The following is a 22,337-nucleotide window of genomic DNA, read 5'->3' on the forward strand; positions in this document are numbered from 1 at the left end:
GCAACGCGCACGCGAGAAGTCCGCGCCTAAGGGCGCGTAAGTCGAAGCAGGGGAAGGCAGTGCACGATCGCCATATCGCGCTTTCGATAGCGCGGGCATGGCCCGCCTGTCCAGCGCGAAGCGACCCTGATGAACATTCCTAATCCACATCAATGTCGGCGTGCATGCGCTATGGTAGGCAGCATGCAATGCGTCAGATCATCTACACCAGTGTCTCGGCGGCGTTGAGTGGTCGCGCAGCGGACGATTGCGATGCAATCCTGCGGGTGGCCGCGGCGCGTAACGGTCTCGATGGCATCACCGGCCTGTTGTATACCGAGGAAGCCGCGTTCCTTCAGGTGATCGAGGGGCCCGACGAAAGCGTCGAGGATCTGCTGATGAGCCTGCGCGATGATGCGCGGCATCGCGATCTCGAAATCCTGGTCGATCGCGATGTTCCCGAACGCGAGTTCGGCGACTGGACGATGGTCCACCGCGCGCGCCGGGAAACCGCGGATGATTTCGACCGGCGATTGCGACGGATCCTGCTCGGGGTTTCGCCGCAGACCGCAGCGTATTTCCGCGCGCTCGAGAACGCCTGACGGCACGCGTCGGTCTAGCCGAGCCCGGGGGGATGCCCGGGCCCGGCGAGGGGAACGGCTTACTCGGCTTCGAACGCGGCGTTGATCGTCAGGTCGACCTTGTCACCGACGAGCGGCAGGTAGCCGTTCACGCCAAAATCGCTGCGCTTGATCGACGTGGTTGCTGCAAACCCGACGTTGGTCTTGTGCGCGCCGAACAGCGACGGACCGGCACCGATGAACTTCGCGTTGAGCACGACCGGCTTGGTTACGCCGTGCAGCGTCAGATTGCCCGTGATCGTCGCGTTCATGCCGTTGACCGCAACCTTGGTCGAGACGAAGCGCGCCTCGGGAAATTTGGCGGCGTCGAAGAACTCGGGCTTCTGGAGATGCTCGTCGAGCGCTGCGACCGTGGTCGACACCTTGGCGATCGGGAAGGCGATCTCGACCTTCGCTGCGGCGGGGTTCTTGGGGTCGATCGTCATCGATCCGGTCGGCTGGGTGAACTGGCCGGTATATTCGCTGAAGCCGAGGTGGTTGAGCGAGAAGACGACCTGCGTGTGGCCGGTGTCGACCTTGTACGTGCCGGCGGCGACCTTGGCGACGCTGCGCGTGCCGGGGGGCGTGGTGGGCATCTGTGCGACGAGCGGGGCTGCGGCGATCGCTGCGATGGCGGCGAGGAAGAGGGGGGTACGCTGCATGGGGATACTCCTGTTGGAGCATCGCTTTGCGGCAAATCGCGCGGGAGCGACAAGCAACGATTTGGCAACATACGGTTTCGTGGGGGGGAGGGGTGGGGGTGCGGTCTTTGGCGAGGGCGCGCTGCTGGACGGCCCCACCCCAACCCCTCCCCTGAAGGGGAGGGGCTTTTAGGGCCCGCTTCGTCTTCTTAGCCCCTCCCCTTCAGGGGAGGGGTTGGGGTGGGGGGAGCCTCGCAGAGACCACCCCCACCACAATCCTCAGTTCTTGTCCTTATCCACCAGCTTGTTCGCGCCAATCCAAGGCATCATCGCGCGCAACTCAGCCCCAACCTTCTCGATCGGATGCGCCGCCGCCGCCTTGCGCGCGGCCTTCAGCTCGGGCTGCCCGGCGCGGTTGTCGAGCACGAAGTTCTTCACGAACCGCCCGCCCTGAATATCCGCGAGAACGCGCTTCATTTCCGCCTTGGTCTCAGCCGTGATGATCCGCGGCCCCGTGGTGATGTCGCCATATTCCGCGGTGTTGCTGATCGAATAGCGCATGTTGGCGATCCCGCCCTCATACAGCAGGTCGACGATCAGCTTGGTCTCGTGAAGGCACTCGAAATACGCCATTTCCGGCGCATAGCCCGCCTCGACCAGCGTCTCGAACCCGGCCTGGATCAGATGCGTGATCCCGCCGCACAGCACGGCCTGCTCGCCGAACAGATCGGTCTCGCATTCTTCCTTGAAGTTGGTCTCGATGATCCCCGAACGCCCGCCGCCGACGCCGCTCGCATAGGCAAGCCCGATGTCATGCGCGTTGCCGCTCTTGTCCTGGTGGATCGCGATCAGGCACGGCACGCCGCCGCCCTTCACATATTCGCTGCGGACGGTGTGGCCCGGGCCCTTGGGCGCGATCATGATGACGTCGAGATCGGCGCGCGGCTCGATCAGGCCGAAATGCACGTTGAGGCCATGCGCAAAAGCAATGGTCGCGCCCTGCTTCAGGTTCGCGTGGAGATCGTCGGCATAGATCGCCGCCTGATGCTCGTCGGGCGCGAGGATCATCGTGATGTCGGCCCAGGCAGCGGCTTCGGCGTTGGTCATCACCTTGAAGCCCGCCTCGGTCGCCTTCTTGGCGGTGGCGGAGCCGGCGCGGAGCGCGATCGCGATGTCGGTGACACCCGAATCGCGCAGGTTCTGCGCATGCGCGTGGCCCTGGCTGCCATAGCCGACGATCGCGATCTTCTTGGACGTGATCAGGTTCAGGTCGGCATCGGCATCATAATAAACGCGCATGGTATTTCCCTTTTTGGTCAGTGTCGCGCCGGCGGGAAACCTTCGCCGCTGACGCTCGTGATAATGGATCCCCGCCTGCGCGGGGATGACGGCCCTATGGGTAAAGCTTAAACCGGCTTGGCGCCGCGAGCCATTGCGACGATCCCGGTCCGCGCGACTTCGCACAGCCCGACTTCGCGCATCAGCGTCACGAACGTGTCGATCTTCTCGCGCCCGCCGGTCACTTCGAACACGAAGCTGGTCGTCGTCGCATCGACCACGCGCGCGCGGTAGACGTCGGCCAGACGAAGCGCCTCGATCCGGTGATCCCCCACGCCCGAGACCTTGAGCAACGCCAGCTCGCGCTCGACGTGCGGGCCGAGCGCGGTGAGATCGGTCACCGAATGCACCGGGATCAGCCGGTCGAGCTGCGCGAGGATCTGCTCCATCGTCGCATCGCTCGCCGAGGTCACGATCGTGATCCGACTGACCGCCTTATCGGCGGTGACGTCGGACACAGTGAGGCTCTCGATATTATAGCCACGCGCGGTGAACAGCCCCGCGATCCGCGCTAGAATGCCGGGCTCGTTGTCGACCATCACGGCGAGCGTGTGGCGGGATTCTGTTTGCTGGGTGATGTGCATCTCAAATCCTCCCCGGCACGGGGAGGGGGACCGCGCCGCGTAGCGGCGTGGGGGAGGGGGCGGGCAACGGGCGGAGCGCTCGTGGCGAGCCCCCTCCACCGTTCGCTGAATGCTTACGGTTCCCCTCCCCGTCCCGGGGAGGAGTGTTTGCAATACTGTCCATCACACCAGCGCCTTCGCTTCGTCGTCCATCTCGCCCGAGACTTCGCTCGCCTGCAACAGCATCTCGGTATGCGCGGCACCCGACGGAATCATCGGGAAGCAGTTCGCCAGCTTGGCGACCCGGCAATCGACGATCACCGGCCCGTCATAATCGAGCATCGCCGCGATCCCGTCGTCGAGTTCGCCCATCGTCTCGATCCGGATCCCCTTCCAGCCATAGGCCTCGCCGAGTTTGACGAAATCGGGCAGCGCATCGCTGTAGCTTTCCGAATAGCGGCTCGAATAGGTCAGCTCCTGCCACTGGCGGACCATCCCCATATATTCGTTGTTGAGGATGAAGATCTTGACCGGCAGGCGATATTGCGCGGCGGTCCCCAGCTCCTGGATGTTCATCTGGATCGAGGCTTCGCCCGCGATGTCGATCACCAGCGCCTTGGGGTTGCCGATCTGCGCGCCGATCGCGGCGGGCAGGCCATAACCCATCGTGCCGAGACCACCCGAGGTCAGCCACTTGTTGGGCGCTTCGAACCCGAAATGCTGCGCCGCCCACATCTGATGCTGGCCGACTTCGGTCGTGATGATCGGATTGCGCTTGTGCGTCGCCTGCCAGAGCGCACGGATCGCGCGCTGGGGCATGATGTCGCTTTCCAGATCGGTGAAGGCGAGGCTCTGCTTGTCGCGCCATTCCTCGATCATCTGCCACCATTCGGTCAGATCGGGCTTGGGATGACGCCGCGCCTTGAACACGCGGACCATGTCCTCGAGCGCATGGCCGACGTCCGCGACGATCGGCAAGTCCACGCGCACGTTCTTGTTGATCGAGGACCGGTCGATATCGACGTGAATCTTGCGCGAGTTCGGGCTGAACGCGTCGAGCCGTCCGGTCACCCGGTCGTCGAACCGCGCGCCGAGGCACACGACGAGGTCCGCCTTGTTCATCGCCATATTGGCTTCATAGGTGCCGTGCATCCCGAGCATCCCGAGCCACTGCGAACCCGTCGCCGGATACGCGCCCAATCCCATCAGCGTCGAGGTGACGGGCGCACCGCTGATCCGCGCGAGTTCGCACAGCAACTGGCTCGCCGCCGGCCCCGCGTTGATGATCCCGCCGCCGGTATAGAGCACCGGGCGTTCGGCCGCGGCGAGCATGTCCATCGCCGCTTCGATGCTCGGCTGGTCGGCCTTGACCTGCGGGCGATAGGTCTTGTGCCGGATCGGGCCGGGCTTGGCGTAACGCGCGGTGGCGACCTGCACGTCCTTGGGAATGTCGATCACGACCGGACCAGGGCGGCCCGAGGTCGCGATATAAAAGGCCTCGTGCACCGTCGCGCCGAGCTTGGCGGGGTCCTTCACCAGATAATTATGCTTCGAACAGTGGCGCGTGATGCCCACGGTGTCGGCTTCCTGGAACGCGTCGGTCCCGATCAGCGCGGTCGGCACCTGCCCGGTGATCACCACCATCGGGATCGAATCCATCAGCGCATCGGTGATCCCGGTGATCGCATTGGTCGCGCCGGGCCCCGAGGTGACGAGCACCACGCCGGGCTTGCCGGTCGAGCGCGCATAGCCCTCCGCGGCATGCGTCGCGGCCTGTTCGTGGCGCACAAGGATGTGCTTGATCCGGCCTGAGCGGAACAAGGCGTCGTAGATCGGCAACACCGCACCGCCGGGGTAGCCGAACACGACCTCCACGCCGAGATCGCACAGCGCCTCGATCAGGATGTCGGCTCCACTCTTCTCGGTCACGGTCGTTCTCCTTGGGGATGCTGCACGGCAGCAATGGGAAAGGGGCGGCTAAAGGTATAAAACATGCGCGTCAACCATTATCGTAGCAATAATCTGTCGATTATAGCGGCAGTATCGGTCTTTTCTGACTCGGCGATACGGAGCCAGCTTGGCGGAGGCTGGTTGCGGAACCAGGTGAACTGTCGTTTGGCATATTGCCGCGTCGCCAGCCGTACCGCCTCGAGCGCCTGCTGCCGCGTACTTTTTCCGGCCAGCAGCGCTGCTACTTCAGGAACACCGATCGCACGGAGGATCGTCGCGTCGTCGGGCAGATCGTCGCGCGCAAGCAGCATTCGCACCTCCTCGACCGCGCCCTCCTCAAACATCGCAGTCGCCCGCGCATCGCATTTTCGCAAAAGCCACTCTCTATCCGGCAGCAGCACGACCGCCGCCTGTGCAACCTTCGCTGCGATTCCCCCGCTCCGTTCCGCCTGCCACGCCGCCAGCGGCCGCCCGGTCGATCGCACCACCTCCAGCGCCCGCGCCACCCGCGTCGTATCCGCCGCCGCCAGCCGCCCCGCCGCAGTGGGATCGAGCGCAGTCAACGCCGCGTGCGCCGCCGCGACCGGCAGCGCGCGCACCTCGGCGCGGATCGTGGGATCGATCTCGGGCACCGGCGCGATCCCGTCGAGCAAGGTGCGCAGATACAGCCCGGTCCCGCCGACCAGCACCGGCAGCTTCCCCGCCGCCTGGCTCGCCGAGATCTCCCGCGCCGCATCCTGCGCCCAGCGCGCAGCCGAACAGCTTTCCGCGCCATCAATATAGCCGAACAGCCGATGCGGCACCCGCGCCTCGTCGTCAGGGGAGGGGCGCGCGGTCAGCACGCGGAGGTCGCGGTAAACCTGTGCCGAATCGGCGTTGATGACGATTCCGTCGTGCCGCTCCGCCACCGCCATTGCGAGCGCGGACTTGCCGCTGGCGGTCGGCCCTGCGATGAGCGCCAGCATCGGGAGATTGTTTGTGTTCATTGCCACGCTGATAGCATCCGGGCGGCTCGCCGCGGGGGATATTTCGACCGCGCGGGACCGGCTCGACGCCGCGGGCTGTTCCGCCGTCGCCGACGGCTGGATCGAAGAGGGGGTTGCCGCAGACGTGATGTTCGCGTCCGCACCCGATGCCGCGCGGGCGGCACTAGAGGATGCGTTCGCAGGCGTCGATGTCGTCGTGCAACAGGTCGAGGGGCGCGAGAAGCGGTTGCTGATCGCGGACATGGATTCGACCATGATCACGGTCGAGTGCATCGACGAACTCGCCGATTACGCGGGCATCAAGCCGCAGATCGCCGAGATCACCGAGGCCGCGATGCGTGGCGAACTCGATTTCGAGGCAGCGCTGGATGCGCGCGTGGCGTTGCTGGCGGGCCTGGACGAACGCGTGATCGCGCAATGCCTTGCGGACCGCGTCGTCGATACGCCGGGCGCAGCCACGCTGGTCCGCACGATGCGCGCGCGGGGCGCGACCGCGATCCTCGTGTCGGGCGGGTTCACGCGCTTCGCCGAGCCGGTCGCCGAGCGGATCGGCTTCCACTATGCGATCGCCAACCGGCTGGAGATCGCCGAGGGTGCGCTCACTGGGCGCGTCGAACGCCCGATCGTCGGCGCACATACCAAGCTTGAGACGCTGCGCGCGGCGGCGGCCGATCTCGGCTTGCCGCCCGAAGTCACCCTCGCGATCGGCGACGGCGCGAACGACCTGCGGATGATCGAGGCGGCGGGGCTGGGCGTGGCGTACAAGGCCAAACCGATCGTCGCCGCAGCCGCGGGCGCACGGATCGACCACGGCGATCTGACCGCCTTGCTGTACGCGCAAGGCATCCCGCGCGCGGAGTGGGTCACGGTCTGACCGATAGCCGCCGCCGCGGACGGACGCCCCGAATTCGCCGCGGGGCGATCGGCGGCGCGCCCGTTAACCGTTTGTTGATCGAGCACTGGCACTCCCCTGCCGAACAGGCAGAGGTAACGGGGCGCTCGTGCCCGAAATCGACGCGCTGGTTCCCCCGTAGCCGACCGCAGCCAAGGGTTGAGAACGTCATGAAGCATCGTTCGGCAACCATTTACTACCCCGTGACCCTGGGTCTGTCCGTCCTCCTTCTCGGCGGATCGGCCGCTGCGGTAGCGACCACGTCGAACGCCGAGGCGATCTCGCGCGCGCAATCCCGCGCCGAACGAATCGCGCGCAAGGAGATCGCAAAGGCGCGTGCCGCGCTCGACAGGAAGAACTTGCCCGCAGCGATCACCCATGCCGAAGCGGCGGTGGCATTGCAGCCTGCGGCGATGGGATATCGCATGACGCTTGGTCAAAGCTACCTCAGGGCGGGGCGGTTTGCTTCAGCGCGGGACGCGTTCGGCGACGCGCTTTCGCTCGACCCGACGAACGGCAAGGCCGCGTTGCAGTTCGCGCTGATGCAGATCGGCACCGGCGACTGGGCCGGTGCGCGCGAGACGCTGGACGCGCATGCCGCCACGATCCCCGTCGGCGATCGCGGCCTTGGCATGGCGCTGGCCGGGGATCCGGTGGCAGCGGTCGCGTTGCTCGATCCGGCGGCCCGCGCTGCCGGTGCGGACGCGAGGATCCGGCAGAATTTCGCGCTGAGCCTCGCGCTCGCCGGGCGCTGGCGCGATGCACAAAGCGTTGTCGAATTCGACCTTGCCCCGGTGGATGCCGCGCGGCGCTTGCTGCAGTGGTCGACGTTCGCGCGCCCGACGTCTGCGTCGGACCAGATCGCGGCGCTGCTGGGGGTCGTTCCCGTGGTCGATGCGGGCCAACCGCGGGCGCTTGCGCTGAGTGACGACCGCGCAACCAGGGTTGCCGTTGCCGGGGGCGCCAGTGTCGACCTGCCCGAGTCAGGCAATGCGTCGCAGACTGTGGCCGAGCAGCGCGTAGCCGTTGCGGTCTCCAATGTGCAGCCTGTGGTCGGCCCGACGATCGGCGCTGTTGTCTTTGGGCAGCGCAAGGAAGTCGTGCAGCCGCTTCCCGTCACGCTCGCGTCCCGCCACGCGACGATCCAGCCGGTTGCTCCCATCCACCGCCAATACGGGACGGCAAAGGGCAATTACTACGTCCAGCTCGGTGCCTACGATACGCCCGCAATAGCGCGGGACGCGTGGATCCGTGCGGAGCAACGGTTCGCTGCGTTGTCGAAGCATGTTCCGCAGGGGATGGGTGTCGCGACCCGCGGGGCAAATTTCTATCGTTTGTCGATCGGTGCCTTTGCAAAGAACGAGGCGCTCGCCCTGTGCCGGACCTATCGTGCGAAGGGAGGCAATTGCTTCGTGCGCGTCGGCGCAGGCGATCAGGTTGCAGTATGGGTGAACCGGGGCAACCTGGCGTCTCGCTAGCGGTTCACACTTTGTTCTCGTCGTGATAGTGACCGGTCATGGCGATCGACTCTTCAAAGCGCGCCATGCGCGGCGCGACCAGAAACGTGCTCAGTACGCGCTTCGGGCTTACGGATACGGTTGCCGACGGCGATTGGCTCGACGCGCGCGACACGATTGACGGTCCTGCCTCCGCGATCGGGACGTCGGTGCAGGATATCCGGTCGAGGACGATCCTGAGCTACAACAGCTCGCCCGACGTTCCGTTCGATCGCAGCATAAACCCGTTCGTCGGGTGCGAACACGGGTGCATCTATTGTTTTGCGCGACCGACGCATGCGTATCACGACCTGTCCCCCGGATTGGACTTCGAGACGAAGCTGTTCGTGAAGCGTGACGCTGCGCAGATCCTCGAAGGCGAGCTCCGGCGGAAAGGTTATGACCCCAAACCGATCGCGCTCGGGGCGAACACCGACCCCTATCAGCCGATCGAACGCGACTACCGGGTCACGCGCGCCATTCTGGAAGTGCTGGCAAAGACCAATCATCCGGTGACGATCACGACCAAGTCGGATCGCGTGGTACGGGACATCGATCTGCTTGCACCGATGGCAGAGAAGGGGCTGGTCGCGGTCGCGGTGTCGGTGACGTCGCTGGTTCCGCAGATCGCGATGACGATCGAACCGCGCGCGCCGCATCCGCTGAAACGATTGCAGGCCGTCAGGCAACTGGCCGATGCGGGCATCCCCGCCTACGTCAACATGGCCCCGGTGATCCCGGCAATCACGGACGACGAGATCGAGGCGATCGTAGCGCGGGCCGCCGAAGCCGGTGCATCGAACGTGTCCTACATCCCCGTTCGGCTGCCGCTGGAGGTCGCGCCGCTGTTTCGTGCTTGGCTGGACACCCATTTTCCCGACCGTGCGGCCAAGGTGATGACGATCATCCAATCGCTGCGCGGCGGCCGCGACAACGATCCGAATTTCTTTTCCCGTATGCGCGGGGAGGGGCCTTGGGCGGACTTGCTCCGCACTCGATTTCGGATCGCGAAGTCCCGCCACGGTTTCCCGAGTGGCCGGCGGGTGCTGGGGCTGCGATGCGACCTGTTCCAGCCACCAGCCGGCCCGCAAGGCGAGCTGTTCTAAGCAAACGTGGCGTTCGATACCGGCGCTCTGCACCGAAGCCCCTTGGCGTTTACCGGATCACGAACACGCCTTTATAGTCCTTGCCCGCGTCGCCCAGCACGGTGCTGCTGAACTGATAGGTTCCACCCCGGCGCGTGACCGGCGCCTGGAACCGGACCGTCAGGCCTTCGCCCGACGCCAGAACGACCTTGCCGCCGTAGACCTTGTCGGTGTCCCGCGGGGCGACCCGCGCCTGACGGAAGAAGGCCTCCTGCGTCAGATTGTGCCCCTTGTCCGAACGGTTCGAGATCCGCAGAATGTACGGCGCGCCCTGACGGAGCGGGATGCTGCGCGGCACGAACCCGTCGTCGGTCATTCTGACGGTGATGGTCTGCGCTTTGCGCCAATCCGGCGTCTGTGCCGCCACGGGGGTTGCGAGGGCGATCATTCCGATGAGGATGGGCTTCATCATGTCTCTCCGATCCAATTGACGGGGATCAAATGAAGCACGGTCGGCTTCGTTCCGCCATTCAGCGGGGTTTGCCGTCAGGCAGCGTCCCTCAGGCCGGCAGGGGTACTGCGGTTCCGCCCTTAAACAGCCGCCGCACCTTGCCCTCGACCGGCAACCCGTCGAACGGCGTATTGCCCGCCTTGGCGTGCATGCGGTCGCCATTGACCTGCCACGGCGCGTGAAGATCGCACAGCAGCAGATCGGCCGGCGCACCGACCCGGAGCGTGCCGGCGTCGACGCCGAGGATGCGCGCAGGGTTGGCGGCGAGCAACGCGAACAGTTGATCAAGCGGGATGTGCTCGTCGCGGACTAGGCCAAGCCCAAGCGCAAGCAACGTTTCGGCCCCCGCCATGCCCGCCGCCGAATCCCCGAACGGCAGCCGTTTTTCTTCGGGACCATGCGGATCATGCGCGGAACACAGCACGTCGATCGTTCCGTCCGCCAGCGCCAGCAACGCGGCCCGGCGGTCGTCCTCGTGCCGCAGCGGCGGCGAGATATGCGCGAAGGTCCGGAAGTCGCTCATCGCGATGTCGGAAAGCAACAGATGTGCGGGGGTGATCCCGCACGTCACGCGAACGCCGCGACGTTTCGCCGCGCGGACCAGATCGAACCCGGCAGCGGTGGTGACGGTGCGCAGATGCAGCGCCGCACCGGTTTCCTCCGCCAGCATCAGGTCGCGCGCGATGGCCAGCGCTTCCGCGACCGCGGGCGCTGCGGACAGGCCCATGCGGGTCGCGGTTTCGCCTGCGGTCGCCACGGCGCCGGCGGTGATCCCGGCGTCTTCGGCATGCGCGATCACGGTGAGGCCCAGATCGTTGGCGTAAGCGAGCACCTTGCGCATCACGCCCGAGTCCGCGATCCAATGCGCGCCCGTGCCGACCGCACGCGCGCCAGCGTCACGGTTGATCGCCATCTCGGCAAGGTCCTTGCCCGCGAGCGCGCGAGTCGCCGCCGCGATCGGATGGATCCACAGATTGGGTCGACCGATCAACGCCGCGCGCTGCACCACGCCCGGATCATCGAGCACCGGCGACTGGTCGGGCATCAGTCCGACACGCACGATGCCGCCGGCATGAAAGGCGGGAACGTCGATCGCGAAAACGCCAAGGTCGATGATGGCCGGCGCGAGCACCAACCCCTTGCAGTCCAGCGCCTCGGCGCCTGCGGGAACGTCGATCAGTCCGGTTGCCGCGATCACGTCGTCGGCGATCAGCACGCCCCCGCGCGATACGCCACCGACCGGGCAAGCGAGCGTGGCGTCGAGCAAGGCGATCATCCGGGTCATGCCCAGCCCGCCACACCACGCGGCCGACGCGTCAGCACGTCAAGACAGGCCATGCGCACCGCGACGCCCATCTCGACCTGTTCGGTAATGGCCGAGCGTGCGTGGTCGGCGACGGACGAGTCGATCTCCACCCCGCGGTTCATCGGACCCGGGTGCATCACCAGCGCATCTGGCTTGGCGAGGGCGAGGCGCTTCTCGGTAAGGCCATAGCGCAAGTGATACTCACGGTTGGAGGGCACGAACCCGCCGTTCATCCGCTCGTTCTGGAGCCGCAGCATCATCACGACGTCGGCATCGACAAGCGCCGCATCGAAATCGGTGAAAGGCGTCACGCCCATGCGCTCAATCGCGGCGGGCATCAGCGTGGTCGGCGCGCACACGCGGACTTCAGCCGCAAGCGCGGTCAGCGACAGGATGTTCGACCGCGCGACCCGGCTGTGCAGCAGGTCGCCGCAGATCACAACGCGCTGCCCCGCGATCGTTCCGCGGCGGCGGCGGATCGTCAGCGCGTCGAGCAATGCCTGAGTCGGGTGCTCATGTTGTCCGTCGCCGGCGTTGAGGACCGGGCAATCCACCTTGTCCGCGATCAACCGCACTGCGCCCGACGACATGTGGCGGATCACGATCATGTCGGCGCGCATCGCGTTCAGCGTCATTGCCGTGTCGATCAGCGTCTCGCCCTTTTTCACGCTCGATTGCGCGGCATGCATGTTGACGACGTCCGCGCCAAGCCGCTTTCCCGCGATCTCGAACGACAGCAGCGTTCGGGTGCTGTTCTCGAAGAAGGCGTTGATCAGCGTGAGACCGCCGAGCCTCTTGTCCGCGATCGCGCGTGTGCGGTTGGCGGCGACCCAACCATCAGCCTCGTCGAGCAGGAACAGGATCTCATGGGGCTGCAAACCCTCGATTCCGGTGAGGTGCCGGTGCGGAAACACGGCGCGGCCCGGGATGAGCGAGGCGGGGCGGTGATCGGAGCGTTGCATCGAGGGTGTCGGGTAGCGGGGCAGGGGGGCGGGCGCAAGGTGGCAGGTGAGCGCTCGCGTGCATCAGGGTGCCGCCATTAGGGCATGGCGGTACAGCGGGAGGATAAAGTCACCAGGCGCAAAGTTTAGAGAAACATTTGTTAAGGCTACGGCAAACAAATAGGCTAAGCAGTTGTAAGGCTTCGCAAACCTGCGGGGTTTCATGTGGAGACAGTAGGGGGCTACTGGCAATCCGCCCGAATCGGGTAATTTGCGATATGCCAAGACCAGAGGACACCCCAAAGGATCAGGCAAGTGCGGAGGCGGAGGTGGAGCACTTTCGCCAAAACCTCGGGCCATTCGTTGTTGCCGCGGAGACAACGCGAACGCCGATGGTGTTTATGGATGCGCGGCGCGGGGGGCATCGGATCACGTTTGCAAACGACAGTTTCCTGTCACTGCTGGGATATGCGCGTGATGAAGTTCTCGGGCAGAGCTTCGATTCCCTGATGGCACCCGGAGTACAGCCCCAAGCTTGGTCGCAAGTGCTGTCGGCGTTTGAGGACGGCTCGGATGTTGATCGCGAGGTCCGGTATTGCCGCAAGGACGGCGTCGTCATCTGGGCCTCGATGCGGATCAGCCCGGTTCGGAACCAGGATGGGGTCGTGGTGCAGCATTTCGCGTCGATCTCGGACCTTACCGCCCACAAGCAAGAGCAGGCGGAACTCAAGCTGCTCGTCGATGAACTCAACCACCGCGTGAAGAATAGGTTATCGACGGTAGAAGATAATATGACGGTTATCCAACGTCCATTTAGGTAGGTATTCTACCAAAGGATACCGCTGTCGCGTGTGTCACAGCGATACGCATATGAGAATGATGATCCCTAACCTAATAGATGGCTTTGGGAGAATGTCGTGCAGAATAAACAAGCGATAGCTTACATGAAGGATGCGTTATGGCCGCTCAGCGTTGGAGCGGTAGGGGTGGCATACCTTTGCGGCCCAATGCTGCGGTTTGTTACTCCAGATACACTGTTGATAATGTGTCTGTTTAGTACGGCCGGACTGTCGTTCCTCTATTCGGCCGTTGACTCGAAGTTTGGAAGTCAACGGTGCGTTTTGTCAATTTGCGTCGCTGGTGTTTCGCTGTTTGTCGCCGGCGTATACTTACGAAGCGCATTAGACGAAGCCCAAAAGGGAGCAGCGGCGGCGGATATTCGCTGCTTAGCGATCCAGCGTGACATGCTGTCAGCGCACCGCCGCATGGTCGACGGCCCCACCGTGTTTCAAGCGCTCGGGTGTCGGCCTCAAGGACAGGGCATGATACGAGTTCCACCAACGGATCGGGAGCTGCGCGCGAAACGTGCGCTTAAAGATGGGGGCTATATGACCCACGCGGTTCCGCAGAAACCGTTTCGGGCGCAGCAGTTGAGCGAGGCTTTGGATGGGCTGATCGCGGGCAAGCCTGCATAATACCTTCTCCCGGCACGACGGCCATCATGTGGGATAGCGAGGAAGGGCAGTCAGCGCACTCGAACGTGCGCTTTGCGAAGCTGAAAACGATCGGCTGCGGGGTTCAAGTTCCGTCCAACCGTAATGTGCCCTTTTGGGACGATATACGCGGCCTATTGAGTTGCGCCGAGTATGCGGGGATCGCGGAGCCCTACATACAATCGATGAGGCTAGAAACTATCCTTGCTTCTCATCAATTTGGAATCGTTTCCAGGCATCGTCACCGCTTGCAATTCTTGCGGGTCATCGTAAACGCCTCGTTAACGCTGTGCATCCCTCGCGGCGATTGGGAACGATGATGGCTGGACTGAGGACGAAGCTCGCGCTGACGGTTGCATCCGCTTGCGCAATGGTCGCGTCGCCCGCGTCGGCTGCAGAGTTCAGCTACAGCTATTTCAGTGGCACCGTCTTCGCATCGGGCATCTTCACGACCACCGATACGACGACGCTGGTCGATGGGCGGGAAGCCTATACCGTGACCGGCATGACCGGTGCGCGGGACGGGATTGCGATTGCCGGATTGAACGCGACATATCCCGGGGCTGCGGGCGGTTCGGACCAATATCTGTTTGCCACGGGCGTACCGGTGACCGAATTCGGCATTGGCTTCGATTACGTAAATGGCCTGAGCGGCAACATTTTCAACGGCGTCTTTAATAACATAGCGCAGTTGGGCGAGTATTACGGAAATACCGGGACTGGCCTCGACGCGCAGCTCGGGCCGCAGAATTTCACGTTGACTCAGGTGGTCACGACACCCGCTGTTCCTGAGCCTGCGACCTGGATGATGATGATCCTGGGTCTTGCCGGCGTGGGCGGCGTCGTCAGGTCTCGTCGCCGGACGTTGCGCCACGCGCGCGTCTGAGCGCCGGGACTAGATCGCCACCAGCGCGTCGATCGCGCTTTGCAGGATGTAGGCTGCGGCCATCTTGTCGACCAGCTCGGCACGTTTGGCGCGGCTGGCATCCTGTTCGATCAGCGTGCGCGTCACGGCTTGAGTTGACCAGCGTTCGTCCTGAAGGAAGATCGGCAACGCCAGATCCGCGAGATTGCGCGCGAACGCCCTGCTCGACTGGCTGCGCGGGCTTTCGCTGCCGTCGGTCAGGTTAAGCGGGAGGCCGATCACGATTCCCTTCACCTGCTGCGCCGTGATCAAGTCGGCGAGCGCGATCTTGTCCTTCTGGAACTTGGTCCGGCGGATCAGCAGTGCGGGCGAGGCGAAGCTCCAGCCTGCGTCGCACAAGGCGGTACCGATCGTCTTGGTGCCCACATCCAGGCCGATCAGTCGGCCACCGGTGGGGAGGGCGGCGCGGAATTCTAGGCGGTCGGTGGTGATCATCACAGGCGGCTCGTTCGCACGGCGCGCCGGCGTTGCCCAGCGGGGACCGACGCCGCGGTGAACGTCGCGAGCCGGCGAGCCGCATCGGCGCGGACGTTCGCCCAGAACAGGCTGTAGTCGTACACGTGGTAATTGTTGCCGGGCAGGACATAGCCGCCGAGCGATGGGGGATTGCCGATCAGCAGGATCCCGCGCGGATCGCAGCGGGCGGCGACTCGGCCGGGTTCGATCGTCGCACTCGTCAGGTCGGCCGAGGGAAAGAGTGTGCCAAGGTTGGCAGTCGCGGGGGCGGTCGCGTCGGGCATGCCGGTCAGCGGGTTGGTGCAGATCATCGGCGTGCCGCGGCGGGGTTTGCCGTCGATTGTGCTGCTCGCGTCATAGGCGTCGAGCACCAGCGACGGGTCGGCCGGTTCGGCGAAGCTCTGCCACGACAGGATGCACCCCGCCTGCTCCGCGGTGCGGCATTCGGGCAGGCCGAGCGCGGGCACGTCGGTCGTCCGCGAGACCGGCCAGCCGATAACATAGGCCGCGACGATGCGTTTTGCGATCGGTTTGCCCGCGATCTTCTCGCGGAGCAGCCGGACCAGGTGGAGCGACCCCTGGCTATGGCCGGCGAGGATGATCGGGCGGTCCCCGGCCTGCGCGACGAACGCGTCGAAGGCGGCGGCGACGTCGTGATAAGCGAGATCGAGCGCCTTGCCGGCATTCTCCTGCGTCGTCAGGAACGCCCCGAAGGTCGCCTGGCGGTAGCGCGGTGCCCAGATCGCGCCGACCTCGTTGAACGCGCTCGCCTGGCCGCGCAGGAACAGGGCGGCGCGATCATTGGCTTCCTGATTGTCGAGCGGCGCGTTCCAGCGCGAGCGTTCGAGGAACGAGGTCGGGTGGACGAAGAACACCGCGGCCTGCGGCTTCTTGGTCGGTTGATAGCCGGGCGGGGTCCATGACGCGGGGTTGCCCGGAATATCGGGGCGCGCCAGCCACATGCGGGCTTCGCGATAGTGCGCCGTGCTTTCAGCGGGCAAGCGTTCGAAACTGGCGGTGGGCACCGTCGCCAGTGCGATCAATTCCTTGCCCCAGATTGCATAGGCAAAGCCACCGGCGATCGCGAGCACGATCAGGCCGCTGAAAATGTAGAGAAACTTGCGCGCCAAGCGGTCCACCTCCCACGGGCATGGCGCGGCAGTGCCCATGCAGACGTGATGGGATTTCCGTGCAGCAGGATCGCGGCGCTTGCAATCGCCTTGGCGCTGCTGTCCGTAGCGCACCAGCGTGGGGAACGAAGCGATGGACGAAATGACCGAAGGTACCCGCGCCGGGATCGGTTGGCCGATCCGTCCGATCGTGCTCGCGCTGGTCGGCGCGTTGGCGGCGCTTGCGGTGCAGCAGGTGCTGGATATCGCGCAGCCGGGTTCCCCTCCGGTCGATCCGGCAGCGTGGCGAATCGCGCTGGCGACCGCGATCGGCACCGGGGCCGTCACCTTCGGCTTTGCGTTCGAGCGGAGGCGCTGGTGGTGGGCGGCGCTGTTCGGCGCGGTCGTCGGATTGGTGTCCGGGCTGATCCTCTACTGGAATGGAGGCGGGTGGGGCGCTTGGTACAATTGGCATAGCGCCAGCCTGTTCCTGGCGATCGCGATCGCGGTGCCGCTGTTCCAGACCGCGCGCGACAATGGCGGGTGGCGCTTTCCCTATGCCGACGTGCATGGCGAGGCCTGGACCAACGTCGTGCTGTGGGGCGCGTGCTGGCTGTTCACCGGCGTCGTGTTCGCGCTGGCTTGGTTACTGGCGGCACTGTTCGACCTGATCGGGCTGCATTTCCTGCGGGATCTTCTGCAGCACAACTGGTGCAACGCCGTGTTGTTCGGCGCGAGTTTCGGCGGGGCCCTCGGGCTGTTGCGCGAACGCGACGGGGTGCTGCGGCTGCTCCAGCGTGTCGTGACCGCGGTGCTCGCGGTGCTGGCCCCTGTGCTCGGCGCGGGGTTGCTGGTGTTTCTGCTGGCCTTGCCCTTCACCGGGCTCGACGCGCTGTGGGAGGCGACCAAATCGACCACGCCGATCCTGCTCGGCTGCGTGATCGGCGCGCTGATCCTTTCCAATGCGGTGATCGGCAATGGCACGGACGAGGAGGCGACCAACCCGGTGCTGCGCTTCGGCGCGATGGCCCTCGCGCTCGCGGTGCTGCCGCTGGCGGTGATCGCGGGAATCGCGACGGGGCTGCGGATCGGGCAATATGGGCTGACGCCGGACCGGCTATGGGCAGTCGTCTTCGTCGGCTTCGCCAGTGTTTACGGCGTGGCCTATCTGGTCGCGCTGGTCCGCGGACGGCACGCGTGGGGCGCGTTCGCGCGGCCGAGCAATTTGCGGATCGCCTTCCTCGTGGCGGGGGTCGGGCTGCTGCTCGCCACGCCGCTCGCGAGTTTCAACACGTTGTCGAGCGCCGATCAGGTCGCGCGGCTCGAGGCGGGCCGGGTTACGTCGGCAAAGTTCGACTGGGCGGCGCTGGCGTTCGATTTCGGCGATCCCGGCAAGGCCGCGCTCCGGCGTCTCGCGCGCTCCGCCAATCCGGTGATCGCGGCGCGCGCCAGGGAGGTCGCGACCAAGACCAGTCGATGGGAGATCGCGGGGATCGACCGCACGCAGAGCGATGCCGACTTGCTCGTCAAACGCCTGCGCGTGCTGCCGGTGACGGTGCCCGTGCCACTCGCCCTGCGCGCGGTGCTGACCGACTGGCAGGGGTGCCGCTCCAATCGCGAGAATCGCTGCACGCTGCTGTACGCCCCCGGTGCGCGCGAGGCGGTGTCGATCTCGCAAAGCTGCATCGACGATCTGACGCGCGATCCCCCAGCCGCCACGCCCGCGAGCGCGGCGCTGCGATCGGGCTGTGGTGCCGCGCGCTATCGCCGAACGGGGGACGCCTGGGCGCGGGTCGACGACGATGCACGGCTCCCGCTGACGCCCGCGGAACGCGCCGCGCTCAAGGCGGGGGACGCTGCGGGTCGGGTCGAGATTCGTGCGGTGCCCGCGCGTCGGGTGTTCGTCGGGGGCGTTCCGGTCGGGGATCCGTTCGAATAGGTTGCGCAAAGCTCGGGCGCTCTGCTAGCCGCAAGCCATGTCAGTCACCATCGCCACCGTCACCAAGATCGCCAGCCTGGCCCGCATTGCGATCACCGAGGAGCAAGCCGCGCGCATGGCGCCCGAGCTCGACAATATCATGGGCTGGATCGAGCAATTGAGCGAGGTCGACACGACCGGCGTCGCGCCGATGACCGCGGTGATCCCCAACCATCTGCGGCTGCGCGACGATGTCGTGAACGCCGATCCGCTGACCGGCGGCGGCATTCGCGACGCAGTGCTGTCCAACGCCCCTCAGGCCGAGCACGGGTTTTTCACCGTGCCCAAGGTGATCGAATAATGACCGACCTTACCAATCTTGGCGTCGCCGCGATCCGTGACGGCGTGCGCGATGGCAGCTTCACCGCGCGGGAAGTGGCCGAAGGGTTCATCGCCAACGTGTCCGCCGCCACGGCGCTGAACGCGTTCCTCGTCGAAACGCCCGACCATGCGCTCGCTGCCGCAGACGCCGCCGATGCGGCGCGCGCGAAGGGCGAGACGCTCAAGCCGCTGGCGGGCGTGCCGATCGGGATGAAGGACCTGTTCTGCACCAAGGGCGTGACCACGACCGCGGCGAGCCACATCCTCGGCGGGTTCACGCCCGAGTATGAATCGACCGTGTCGGCCAACCTTTGGGATGCGGGCGCGGGGATGCTCGGCAAGCTCAACATGGACCAGTTCGCGATGGGATCGTCGAACGAGACGTCCGCGTTCGGCAACGTCATCTCGCCGTGGCGGCGCAGCGACGGCGGCAACGCCGCGCTCGCGCCGGGCGGATCGTCGGGCGGTTCGTCCGCGGCGATCGCGGCACGGCTGTGCCCGGCGGCGACCGGCACCGACACCGGCGGCTCGATCCGCCAGCCTGCCGCGTTCACCGGCATTTCGGGGATCAAGCCGACCTACGGACGCTGCTCGCGCTGGGGGACGATCGCGTTCGCCTCGTCGCTGGACCAGGCCGGACCGATGGCGCGCGACGTGCGCGACTGCGCGATCATGCTGGGCGCGATGAGCGGGTTCGATGCGAAGGACGCCACCTCGCTCGACTTGCCAGTGCCCGCGTGGGAAGCGGGATTGTCCAGCGATCTCAACGGCAAGCGGGTCGGTATTCCGAAGGAATATCGCGTCGACAACATGCCCCCCGAAATCGAGGCGCTGTGGCAGCAGGGGATCGACTGGCTCAAGGATGCCGGGGCCGAGATCGTCGAGGTGTCGCTGCCGCATACCAAATATGCGCTTCCGGCCTATTACATCATCGCGCCCGCCGAGGCGTCGTCCAACCTCGCACGCTATGATGGCGTACGCTATGGTCTGCGCGATTTGCCCGAGGGGGCGAACCTGCAGGACATGTATGCCGCAACCCGCGCCGACGGGTTCGGCGACGAGGTCAAGCGCCGGATCATGATCGGTACCTACGTGTTGTCGGCGGGCTATTACGACGCGTACTTCACCCAGGCTTCGAAAATCCGCACGTTGATCGCGCGGGATTTCGAACAGGCGTGGGCCAAGTGCGACGTGCTGCTGACCCCGACCGCACCGTCCGCCGCCTTTGCGCTGGGCGAGAAGAGCGCGGACCCGATCGCGATGTATTTGAACGACGTGTTCACGGTGCCGTCGTCGCTTGCCGGCTTGCCCGCGATGAGCGTGCCGGGTGGTCTCGACCATGCAGGGCTGCCGCTCGGGTTGCAGATTATCGGCAAGCCGCTCGACGAGCAGGGCGTGCTGAATGCGGGGCTGGCGCTGGAAGAGCGGGCCGGTTTCGTGGCGCGCGCAGAGCGGTGGTGGTAGAACAGTTCGGAGATACGGCAGGAGCCATCCGATGAACGTTGAGAAGCGCATCCCCGCATTCGCCGAGGGGGAAATGTCCGCCGACGGCGCGGTGCTGATTCCGGAGACGGTTCGACGCGCGGCGGGCCTTGTGCCTGGCATGCCCGTCGTCCTGGGATTGAACGATCGTGGCGAGGTTGTGCTGATGACGCGGACGCAGGCAAAACGTCTCGGCGAAAATGCTTCGGAACGGCGTCTGCGTATTCGCGCAGCTTTGGATGCGATGACCGGGCGATCCTCGACAGGGCAGTGTACGGCAGACATCATGGAGGAGTTGCGGGGCGACCGTGCGTCATGATTCTGGTCGATAGCAATGTCCTGATCGACATCGTTGGTGCGGATCAGGAGTGGCGCGCATGGTCCGACGCCGCGATAGAACGCTTGCAGGCGAATGGAGAACAGCTCGTCGTCAACCTGATCATCGTAGCCGAGATTGCGGCCAATTTCGAAACGCTCGCCGACCTGGACGTGGCCCTAGACTCGATCGATATCGAAATCGTGCCGCTTTGCGGTGATGCCGCATTCGCTGCGGGGCAGGCGTTTCGTGCCTATCGGCGCATGCACCGAGATCGAAACGCGATGCTGTCCGATTTTTTGATCGGAGGCCACGCTCGAGCCTTGGGCGCTTCGCTGTTAACCCGCGACACTAGCCTCTACCGTACCTACTTCCCCGACCTTACCCTCATCACACCCGAGACCGACGCATGACCGACGCCTCCACTTACACCATCCGCGGTGAAACCGGTGACTGGGAGGTCGTCGTCGGCCTCGAGGTCCACGCGCAGGTGACCTCCAACGCCAAGCTGTTCTCGGGCGCGGCGACCGCGTTCGGGGCGGAGCCCAACAGCCAGGTGTCGCTGGTCGATGCCGCGATGCCGGGGATGCTCCCCGTGCCCAACCGCGAGTGCATCCGCCAGGCGGTGCGCACCGGCATGGCGATCGACGCGCAGATCAACAAATGGTCGCGGTTCGACCGCAAGAACTACTTTTATGCCGATCTGCCGCAGGGCTATCAGATCAGCCAGCTCTATCACCCGCTGGTGGGCGAGGGCGCGATCGACATCAGCCTCGACGACAAGAACCCCGACCAGAGCGGCAAGCGGATCGGGGTCGAGCGGATCCATGTCGAGCAGGACGCGGGCAAGCTGATGCACGACCAGCATCCGACGCGCTCCTACGTCGATCTCAATCGCTCGGGCGTCGCGCTGATGGAGATCGTGTCGAAGCCCGACATGACGTCCCCCGCGGAGGCAGGGGCTTATCTGCGCAAGCTGCGGTCGATCCTGCGCTATGTCGGGTCGTGCGACGGCAATATGGAAGAAGGGTCGATGCGCGCCGACGTGAACGTCAGTGTGCGTAAGGCGGGCGACCCGCTCGGCACGCGGACCGAGACCAAGAACGTCAATTCGGTCCGTTTCGTAATGGCGGTGGTCGAGCAGGAAGCGCGGCGTCAGGTCGAGGTGCTCGAGGACGGCGGGCGAATCGTCCAGGAAACGCGGTTGTACGACCCCGACCGGAACGAGACCCGCTCGATGCGGTCGAAGGAAGATGCGCACGATTACCGCTACTTCCCGGATCCGGACCTGCTGCCGCTCGAACTCGACGATGCGTTCCTCGAGGAATGCCGTGCGTCCTTGCCCGAGCTGCCAGACACCAAGCGGCGGCGCTATGAGGCGCTGGGCATCACGCCTTACGCGGCAGCGGTGCTGACCGCCGAGGTCGAGGCGGCGCGCTGGTTCGATGCGCTGCTGGAGACGGGCACCAAGCCGGTCGCGGCGGCGAACTGGACGACGTCCGAACTGTTCGGCGCGCTCAACCGCACCGGGACCGATTTCACGACCTCGCCAGTCAGCCCGGCGCAGGCCGCCGAGCTGCTTGCCTTGGTCGCGGACGGTACGCTGTCGGGGAGCCTTGCCAAGCAGGTGTTCGAGATCATGCTCGAAACAGGGCAGGGCGCGGGGGCCGTCGTCGAGGAACGAGGACTCAAGCAGACCAGCGACACCGGCGAGATCGAACGGGTCATTGCCGACGTCATGGCGGCGAACGCAGACAAGGTTGCCGACTATCGCGGCGGCAAGGACAAGTTGTTCGGCTTCTTCGTCGGGCAGACGATGAAGGCAATGGGTGGCAAGGCTAATCCCGGCGTCGTGAATGAAGTATTGAAGGCTGCACTTTCAGGCACAGCATAACCGGACTACAGTTTCCCCCTTGATGGGGGGCGACAATGATACGGTTATTATGGCT

23 protein-coding genes are annotated in these 22,337 nt (G+C 65.4%); 13 read left to right on the forward strand and 10 right to left on the reverse strand.

The annotated features are described in order from the left end of the window. Positions 1-188: 188 nt before the first annotated feature. Positions 189-581, forward strand: coding sequence for a BLUF domain-containing protein (locus ABIC17_RS12525; RefSeq protein ID WP_354282142.1), 393 nt, complete (start codon positions 189-191; stop codon positions 579-581). Between the two features lie 59 nt (positions 582-640). On the opposite strand, the gene ABIC17_RS12530 is transcribed toward ABIC17_RS12525, so the two are convergent. The 5 genes from ABIC17_RS12530 to miaA form a co-directional block, all read right to left on the reverse strand. Next, positions 641-1,261, reverse strand: a complete 621-nt coding sequence (locus ABIC17_RS12530; RefSeq protein ID WP_354282143.1) for a YceI family protein — start codon at positions 1,259-1,261, stop codon at positions 641-643. Between the two features lie 258 nt (positions 1,262-1,519). Beyond that, on the reverse strand, positions 1,520-2,539 hold the full coding sequence (gene ilvC, locus ABIC17_RS12535; RefSeq protein WP_354282144.1) for a ketol-acid reductoisomerase: 1,020 nt from the start codon (positions 2,537-2,539) through the stop codon (positions 1,520-1,522). 107 nt (positions 2,540-2,646) lie between these two features. Further along, on the reverse strand, positions 2,647-3,162 hold the full coding sequence (gene ilvN, locus ABIC17_RS12540; RefSeq protein ID WP_354282145.1) for an acetolactate synthase small subunit: 516 nt from the start codon (positions 3,160-3,162) through the stop codon (positions 2,647-2,649). A gap of 162 nt (positions 3,163-3,324) precedes the next feature. After that, positions 3,325-5,070, reverse strand: a complete 1,746-nt coding sequence (locus ABIC17_RS12545) for an acetolactate synthase 3 large subunit (RefSeq protein ID WP_354282147.1) — start codon at positions 5,068-5,070, stop codon at positions 3,325-3,327. A 77-nt stretch (positions 5,071-5,147) separates the two neighbouring features. Beyond that, entirely contained in the window at positions 5,148-6,077 is a 930-nt protein-coding gene (gene miaA, locus ABIC17_RS12550) for a tRNA (adenosine(37)-N6)-dimethylallyltransferase MiaA (protein ID WP_354282149.1), read from the reverse strand. Between miaA and serB the strand changes: the two genes are divergently transcribed. The 3 genes from serB to ABIC17_RS12565 all read left to right on the forward strand — a co-directional run bounded on the left by serB (position 6,070) and on the right by ABIC17_RS12565 (position 9,571). Then, complete coding sequence (gene serB, locus ABIC17_RS12555) at positions 6,070-6,951, forward strand: phosphoserine phosphatase SerB (protein WP_354282341.1); 882 nt, start codon at positions 6,070-6,072, stop codon at positions 6,949-6,951. The two genes, miaA and serB, sit on opposite strands and share 8 nt — an antisense overlap. 188 nt (positions 6,952-7,139) lie before the next feature. Next, complete coding sequence (locus tag ABIC17_RS12560) at positions 7,140-8,447, forward strand: SPOR domain-containing protein (RefSeq protein ID WP_354282150.1); 1,308 nt, start codon at positions 7,140-7,142, stop codon at positions 8,445-8,447. Between the two features lie 38 nt (positions 8,448-8,485). Beyond that, positions 8,486-9,571, forward strand: a complete 1,086-nt coding sequence (locus tag ABIC17_RS12565; protein ID WP_354282152.1) for a PA0069 family radical SAM protein — start codon at positions 8,486-8,488, stop codon at positions 9,569-9,571. A gap of 49 nt (positions 9,572-9,620) precedes the next feature. On the opposite strand, the gene ABIC17_RS12570 is transcribed toward ABIC17_RS12565, so the two are convergent. The 3 genes from ABIC17_RS12570 to ABIC17_RS12580 form a co-directional block, all read right to left on the reverse strand. Then, positions 9,621-10,019: a cupredoxin domain-containing protein gene (locus tag ABIC17_RS12570; RefSeq protein ID WP_354282154.1), complete on the reverse strand. Its 399-nt coding sequence runs from the start codon at positions 10,017-10,019 to the stop codon at positions 9,621-9,623. A 91-nt stretch (positions 10,020-10,110) separates the two neighbouring features. Next, a complete protein-coding gene (locus tag ABIC17_RS12575) occupies positions 10,111-11,346 on the reverse strand; it encodes a dihydroorotase (protein WP_354282156.1) in 1,236 nt (411 codons plus the stop codon). Next, complete coding sequence (locus ABIC17_RS12580) at positions 11,343-12,329, reverse strand: aspartate carbamoyltransferase catalytic subunit (RefSeq protein ID WP_354282158.1); 987 nt, start codon at positions 12,327-12,329, stop codon at positions 11,343-11,345. Before ABIC17_RS12580 ends, ABIC17_RS12575 begins: the two co-directional genes overlap by 4 nt. 257 nt (positions 12,330-12,586) lie before the next feature. Between ABIC17_RS12580 and ABIC17_RS12585 the strand changes: the two genes are divergently transcribed. The 3 genes from ABIC17_RS12585 (at position 12,587) to ABIC17_RS12595 (ending at position 14,687) form a co-directional block, all read left to right on the forward strand. Further along, positions 12,587-13,129: a PAS domain-containing protein gene (locus tag ABIC17_RS12585; protein ID WP_354282159.1), complete on the forward strand. Its 543-nt coding sequence runs from the start codon at positions 12,587-12,589 to the stop codon at positions 13,127-13,129. Between the two features lie 96 nt (positions 13,130-13,225). Beyond that, positions 13,226-13,783 (forward strand): hypothetical protein, encoded by a 558-nt coding sequence (locus tag ABIC17_RS12590; protein WP_354282161.1) that lies wholly within the window; start codon positions 13,226-13,228, stop codon positions 13,781-13,783. A gap of 388 nt (positions 13,784-14,171) precedes the next feature. Beyond that, the gene (locus tag ABIC17_RS12595; protein ID WP_354282163.1) at positions 14,172-14,687 is read left to right on the forward strand and encodes a PEPxxWA-CTERM sorting domain-containing protein; all 516 of its coding nucleotides are present in this window, start codon (positions 14,172-14,174) and stop codon (positions 14,685-14,687) included. A 9-nt stretch (positions 14,688-14,696) separates the two neighbouring features. On the opposite strand, the gene ruvX is transcribed toward ABIC17_RS12595, so the two are convergent. Further along, a complete protein-coding gene (ruvX, locus tag ABIC17_RS12600) occupies positions 14,697-15,161 on the reverse strand; it encodes a Holliday junction resolvase RuvX (protein ID WP_354282165.1) in 465 nt (154 codons plus the stop codon). Further along, complete coding sequence (locus tag ABIC17_RS12605) at positions 15,161-16,312, reverse strand: DUF3089 domain-containing protein (RefSeq protein WP_354282166.1); 1,152 nt, start codon at positions 16,310-16,312, stop codon at positions 15,161-15,163. Before ABIC17_RS12605 ends, ruvX begins: the two co-directional genes overlap by 1 nt. Before the next feature lie 133 nt (positions 16,313-16,445). Here ABIC17_RS12605 and ABIC17_RS12610 point away from each other — a divergent pair, with 133 nt between their 5' ends. The 6 genes from ABIC17_RS12610 to gatB are packed head-to-tail and all read left to right on the forward strand — an operon-like array spanning position 16,446 to position 22,282. Next, positions 16,446-18,230: a DUF4153 domain-containing protein gene (locus ABIC17_RS12610; protein ID WP_354282168.1), complete on the forward strand. Its 1,785-nt coding sequence runs from the start codon at positions 16,446-16,448 to the stop codon at positions 18,228-18,230. 37 nt (positions 18,231-18,267) lie between these two features. Further along, entirely contained in the window at positions 18,268-18,570 is a 303-nt protein-coding gene (gene gatC / locus ABIC17_RS12615; protein WP_354282170.1) for an Asp-tRNA(Asn)/Glu-tRNA(Gln) amidotransferase subunit GatC, read from the forward strand. Continuing rightward, positions 18,570-20,054: an Asp-tRNA(Asn)/Glu-tRNA(Gln) amidotransferase subunit GatA gene (gene gatA, locus ABIC17_RS12620; protein WP_354282171.1), complete on the forward strand. Its 1,485-nt coding sequence runs from the start codon at positions 18,570-18,572 to the stop codon at positions 20,052-20,054. The genes gatC and gatA overlap by 1 nt, the downstream gene beginning before the upstream one ends. A gap of 31 nt (positions 20,055-20,085) precedes the next feature. Further along, on the forward strand, positions 20,086-20,391 hold the full coding sequence (locus ABIC17_RS12625; RefSeq protein WP_354282173.1) for a hypothetical protein: 306 nt from the start codon (positions 20,086-20,088) through the stop codon (positions 20,389-20,391). After that, a complete protein-coding gene (locus tag ABIC17_RS12630; RefSeq protein ID WP_354282175.1) occupies positions 20,388-20,801 on the forward strand; it encodes a type II toxin-antitoxin system VapC family toxin in 414 nt (137 codons plus the stop codon). Before ABIC17_RS12625 ends, ABIC17_RS12630 begins: the two co-directional genes overlap by 4 nt. Further along, positions 20,798-22,282, forward strand: a complete 1,485-nt coding sequence (gene gatB, locus ABIC17_RS12635) for an Asp-tRNA(Asn)/Glu-tRNA(Gln) amidotransferase subunit GatB (RefSeq protein ID WP_354282177.1) — start codon at positions 20,798-20,800, stop codon at positions 22,280-22,282. The genes ABIC17_RS12630 and gatB overlap by 4 nt, the downstream gene beginning before the upstream one ends. Positions 22,283-22,337: the final 55 nt, after the last annotated feature.

Source organism: Sphingomonas sp. PvP056 (assembly GCF_040549155.1).
Lineage (GTDB): Bacteria > Pseudomonadota > Alphaproteobacteria > Sphingomonadales > Sphingomonadaceae > Sphingomonas.

Excerpts from the sequence above, each read along its gene's own strand:
- ABIC17_RS12525 (WP_354282142.1), top strand. The coding sequence starts at position 189 with ATGCGTCAGATCATCTACACCAGTGTCTCGGCGGCGTTGAGTGGTCGC.
- ABIC17_RS12530 (WP_354282143.1), bottom strand. The coding sequence starts at position 1,261 with ATGCAGCGTACCCCCCTCTTCCTCGCCGCCATCGCAGCGATCGCCGCA.
- ilvC (WP_354282144.1), bottom strand. The coding sequence starts at position 2,539 with ATGCGCGTTTATTATGATGCCGATGCCGACCTGAACCTGATCACGTCC.
- ilvN (WP_354282145.1), bottom strand. The coding sequence starts at position 3,162 with ATGCACATCACCCAGCAAACAGAATCCCGCCACACGCTCGCCGTGATG.
- miaA (WP_354282149.1), bottom strand. The coding sequence starts at position 6,077 with ATGAACACAAACAATCTCCCGATGCTGGCGCTCATCGCAGGGCCGACC.
- ABIC17_RS12560 (WP_354282150.1), top strand. The coding sequence starts at position 7,140 with ATGAAGCATCGTTCGGCAACCATTTACTACCCCGTGACCCTGGGTCTG.
- ABIC17_RS12565 (WP_354282152.1), top strand. The coding sequence starts at position 8,486 with ATGGCGATCGACTCTTCAAAGCGCGCCATGCGCGGCGCGACCAGAAAC.
- ABIC17_RS12570 (WP_354282154.1), bottom strand. The coding sequence starts at position 10,019 with ATGAAGCCCATCCTCATCGGAATGATCGCCCTCGCAACCCCCGTGGCG.
- ABIC17_RS12575 (WP_354282156.1), bottom strand. The coding sequence starts at position 11,346 with ATGACCCGGATGATCGCCTTGCTCGACGCCACGCTCGCTTGCCCGGTC.
- ABIC17_RS12580 (WP_354282158.1), bottom strand. The coding sequence starts at position 12,329 with ATGCAACGCTCCGATCACCGCCCCGCCTCGCTCATCCCGGGCCGCGCC.
- ABIC17_RS12585 (WP_354282159.1), top strand. The coding sequence starts at position 12,587 with ATGCCAAGACCAGAGGACACCCCAAAGGATCAGGCAAGTGCGGAGGCG.
- ABIC17_RS12595 (WP_354282163.1), top strand. The coding sequence starts at position 14,172 with ATGGTCGCGTCGCCCGCGTCGGCTGCAGAGTTCAGCTACAGCTATTTC.
- ruvX (WP_354282165.1), bottom strand. The coding sequence starts at position 15,161 with ATGATCACCACCGACCGCCTAGAATTCCGCGCCGCCCTCCCCACCGGT.
- ABIC17_RS12610 (WP_354282168.1), top strand. The coding sequence starts at position 16,446 with ATGGACGAAATGACCGAAGGTACCCGCGCCGGGATCGGTTGGCCGATC.
- gatC (WP_354282170.1), top strand. The coding sequence starts at position 18,268 with ATGTCAGTCACCATCGCCACCGTCACCAAGATCGCCAGCCTGGCCCGC.
- gatA (WP_354282171.1), top strand. The coding sequence starts at position 18,570 with ATGACCGACCTTACCAATCTTGGCGTCGCCGCGATCCGTGACGGCGTG.
- ABIC17_RS12625 (WP_354282173.1), top strand. The coding sequence starts at position 20,086 with ATGAACGTTGAGAAGCGCATCCCCGCATTCGCCGAGGGGGAAATGTCC.
- ABIC17_RS12630 (WP_354282175.1), top strand. The coding sequence starts at position 20,388 with ATGATTCTGGTCGATAGCAATGTCCTGATCGACATCGTTGGTGCGGAT.
- gatB (WP_354282177.1), top strand. The coding sequence starts at position 20,798 with ATGACCGACGCCTCCACTTACACCATCCGCGGTGAAACCGGTGACTGG.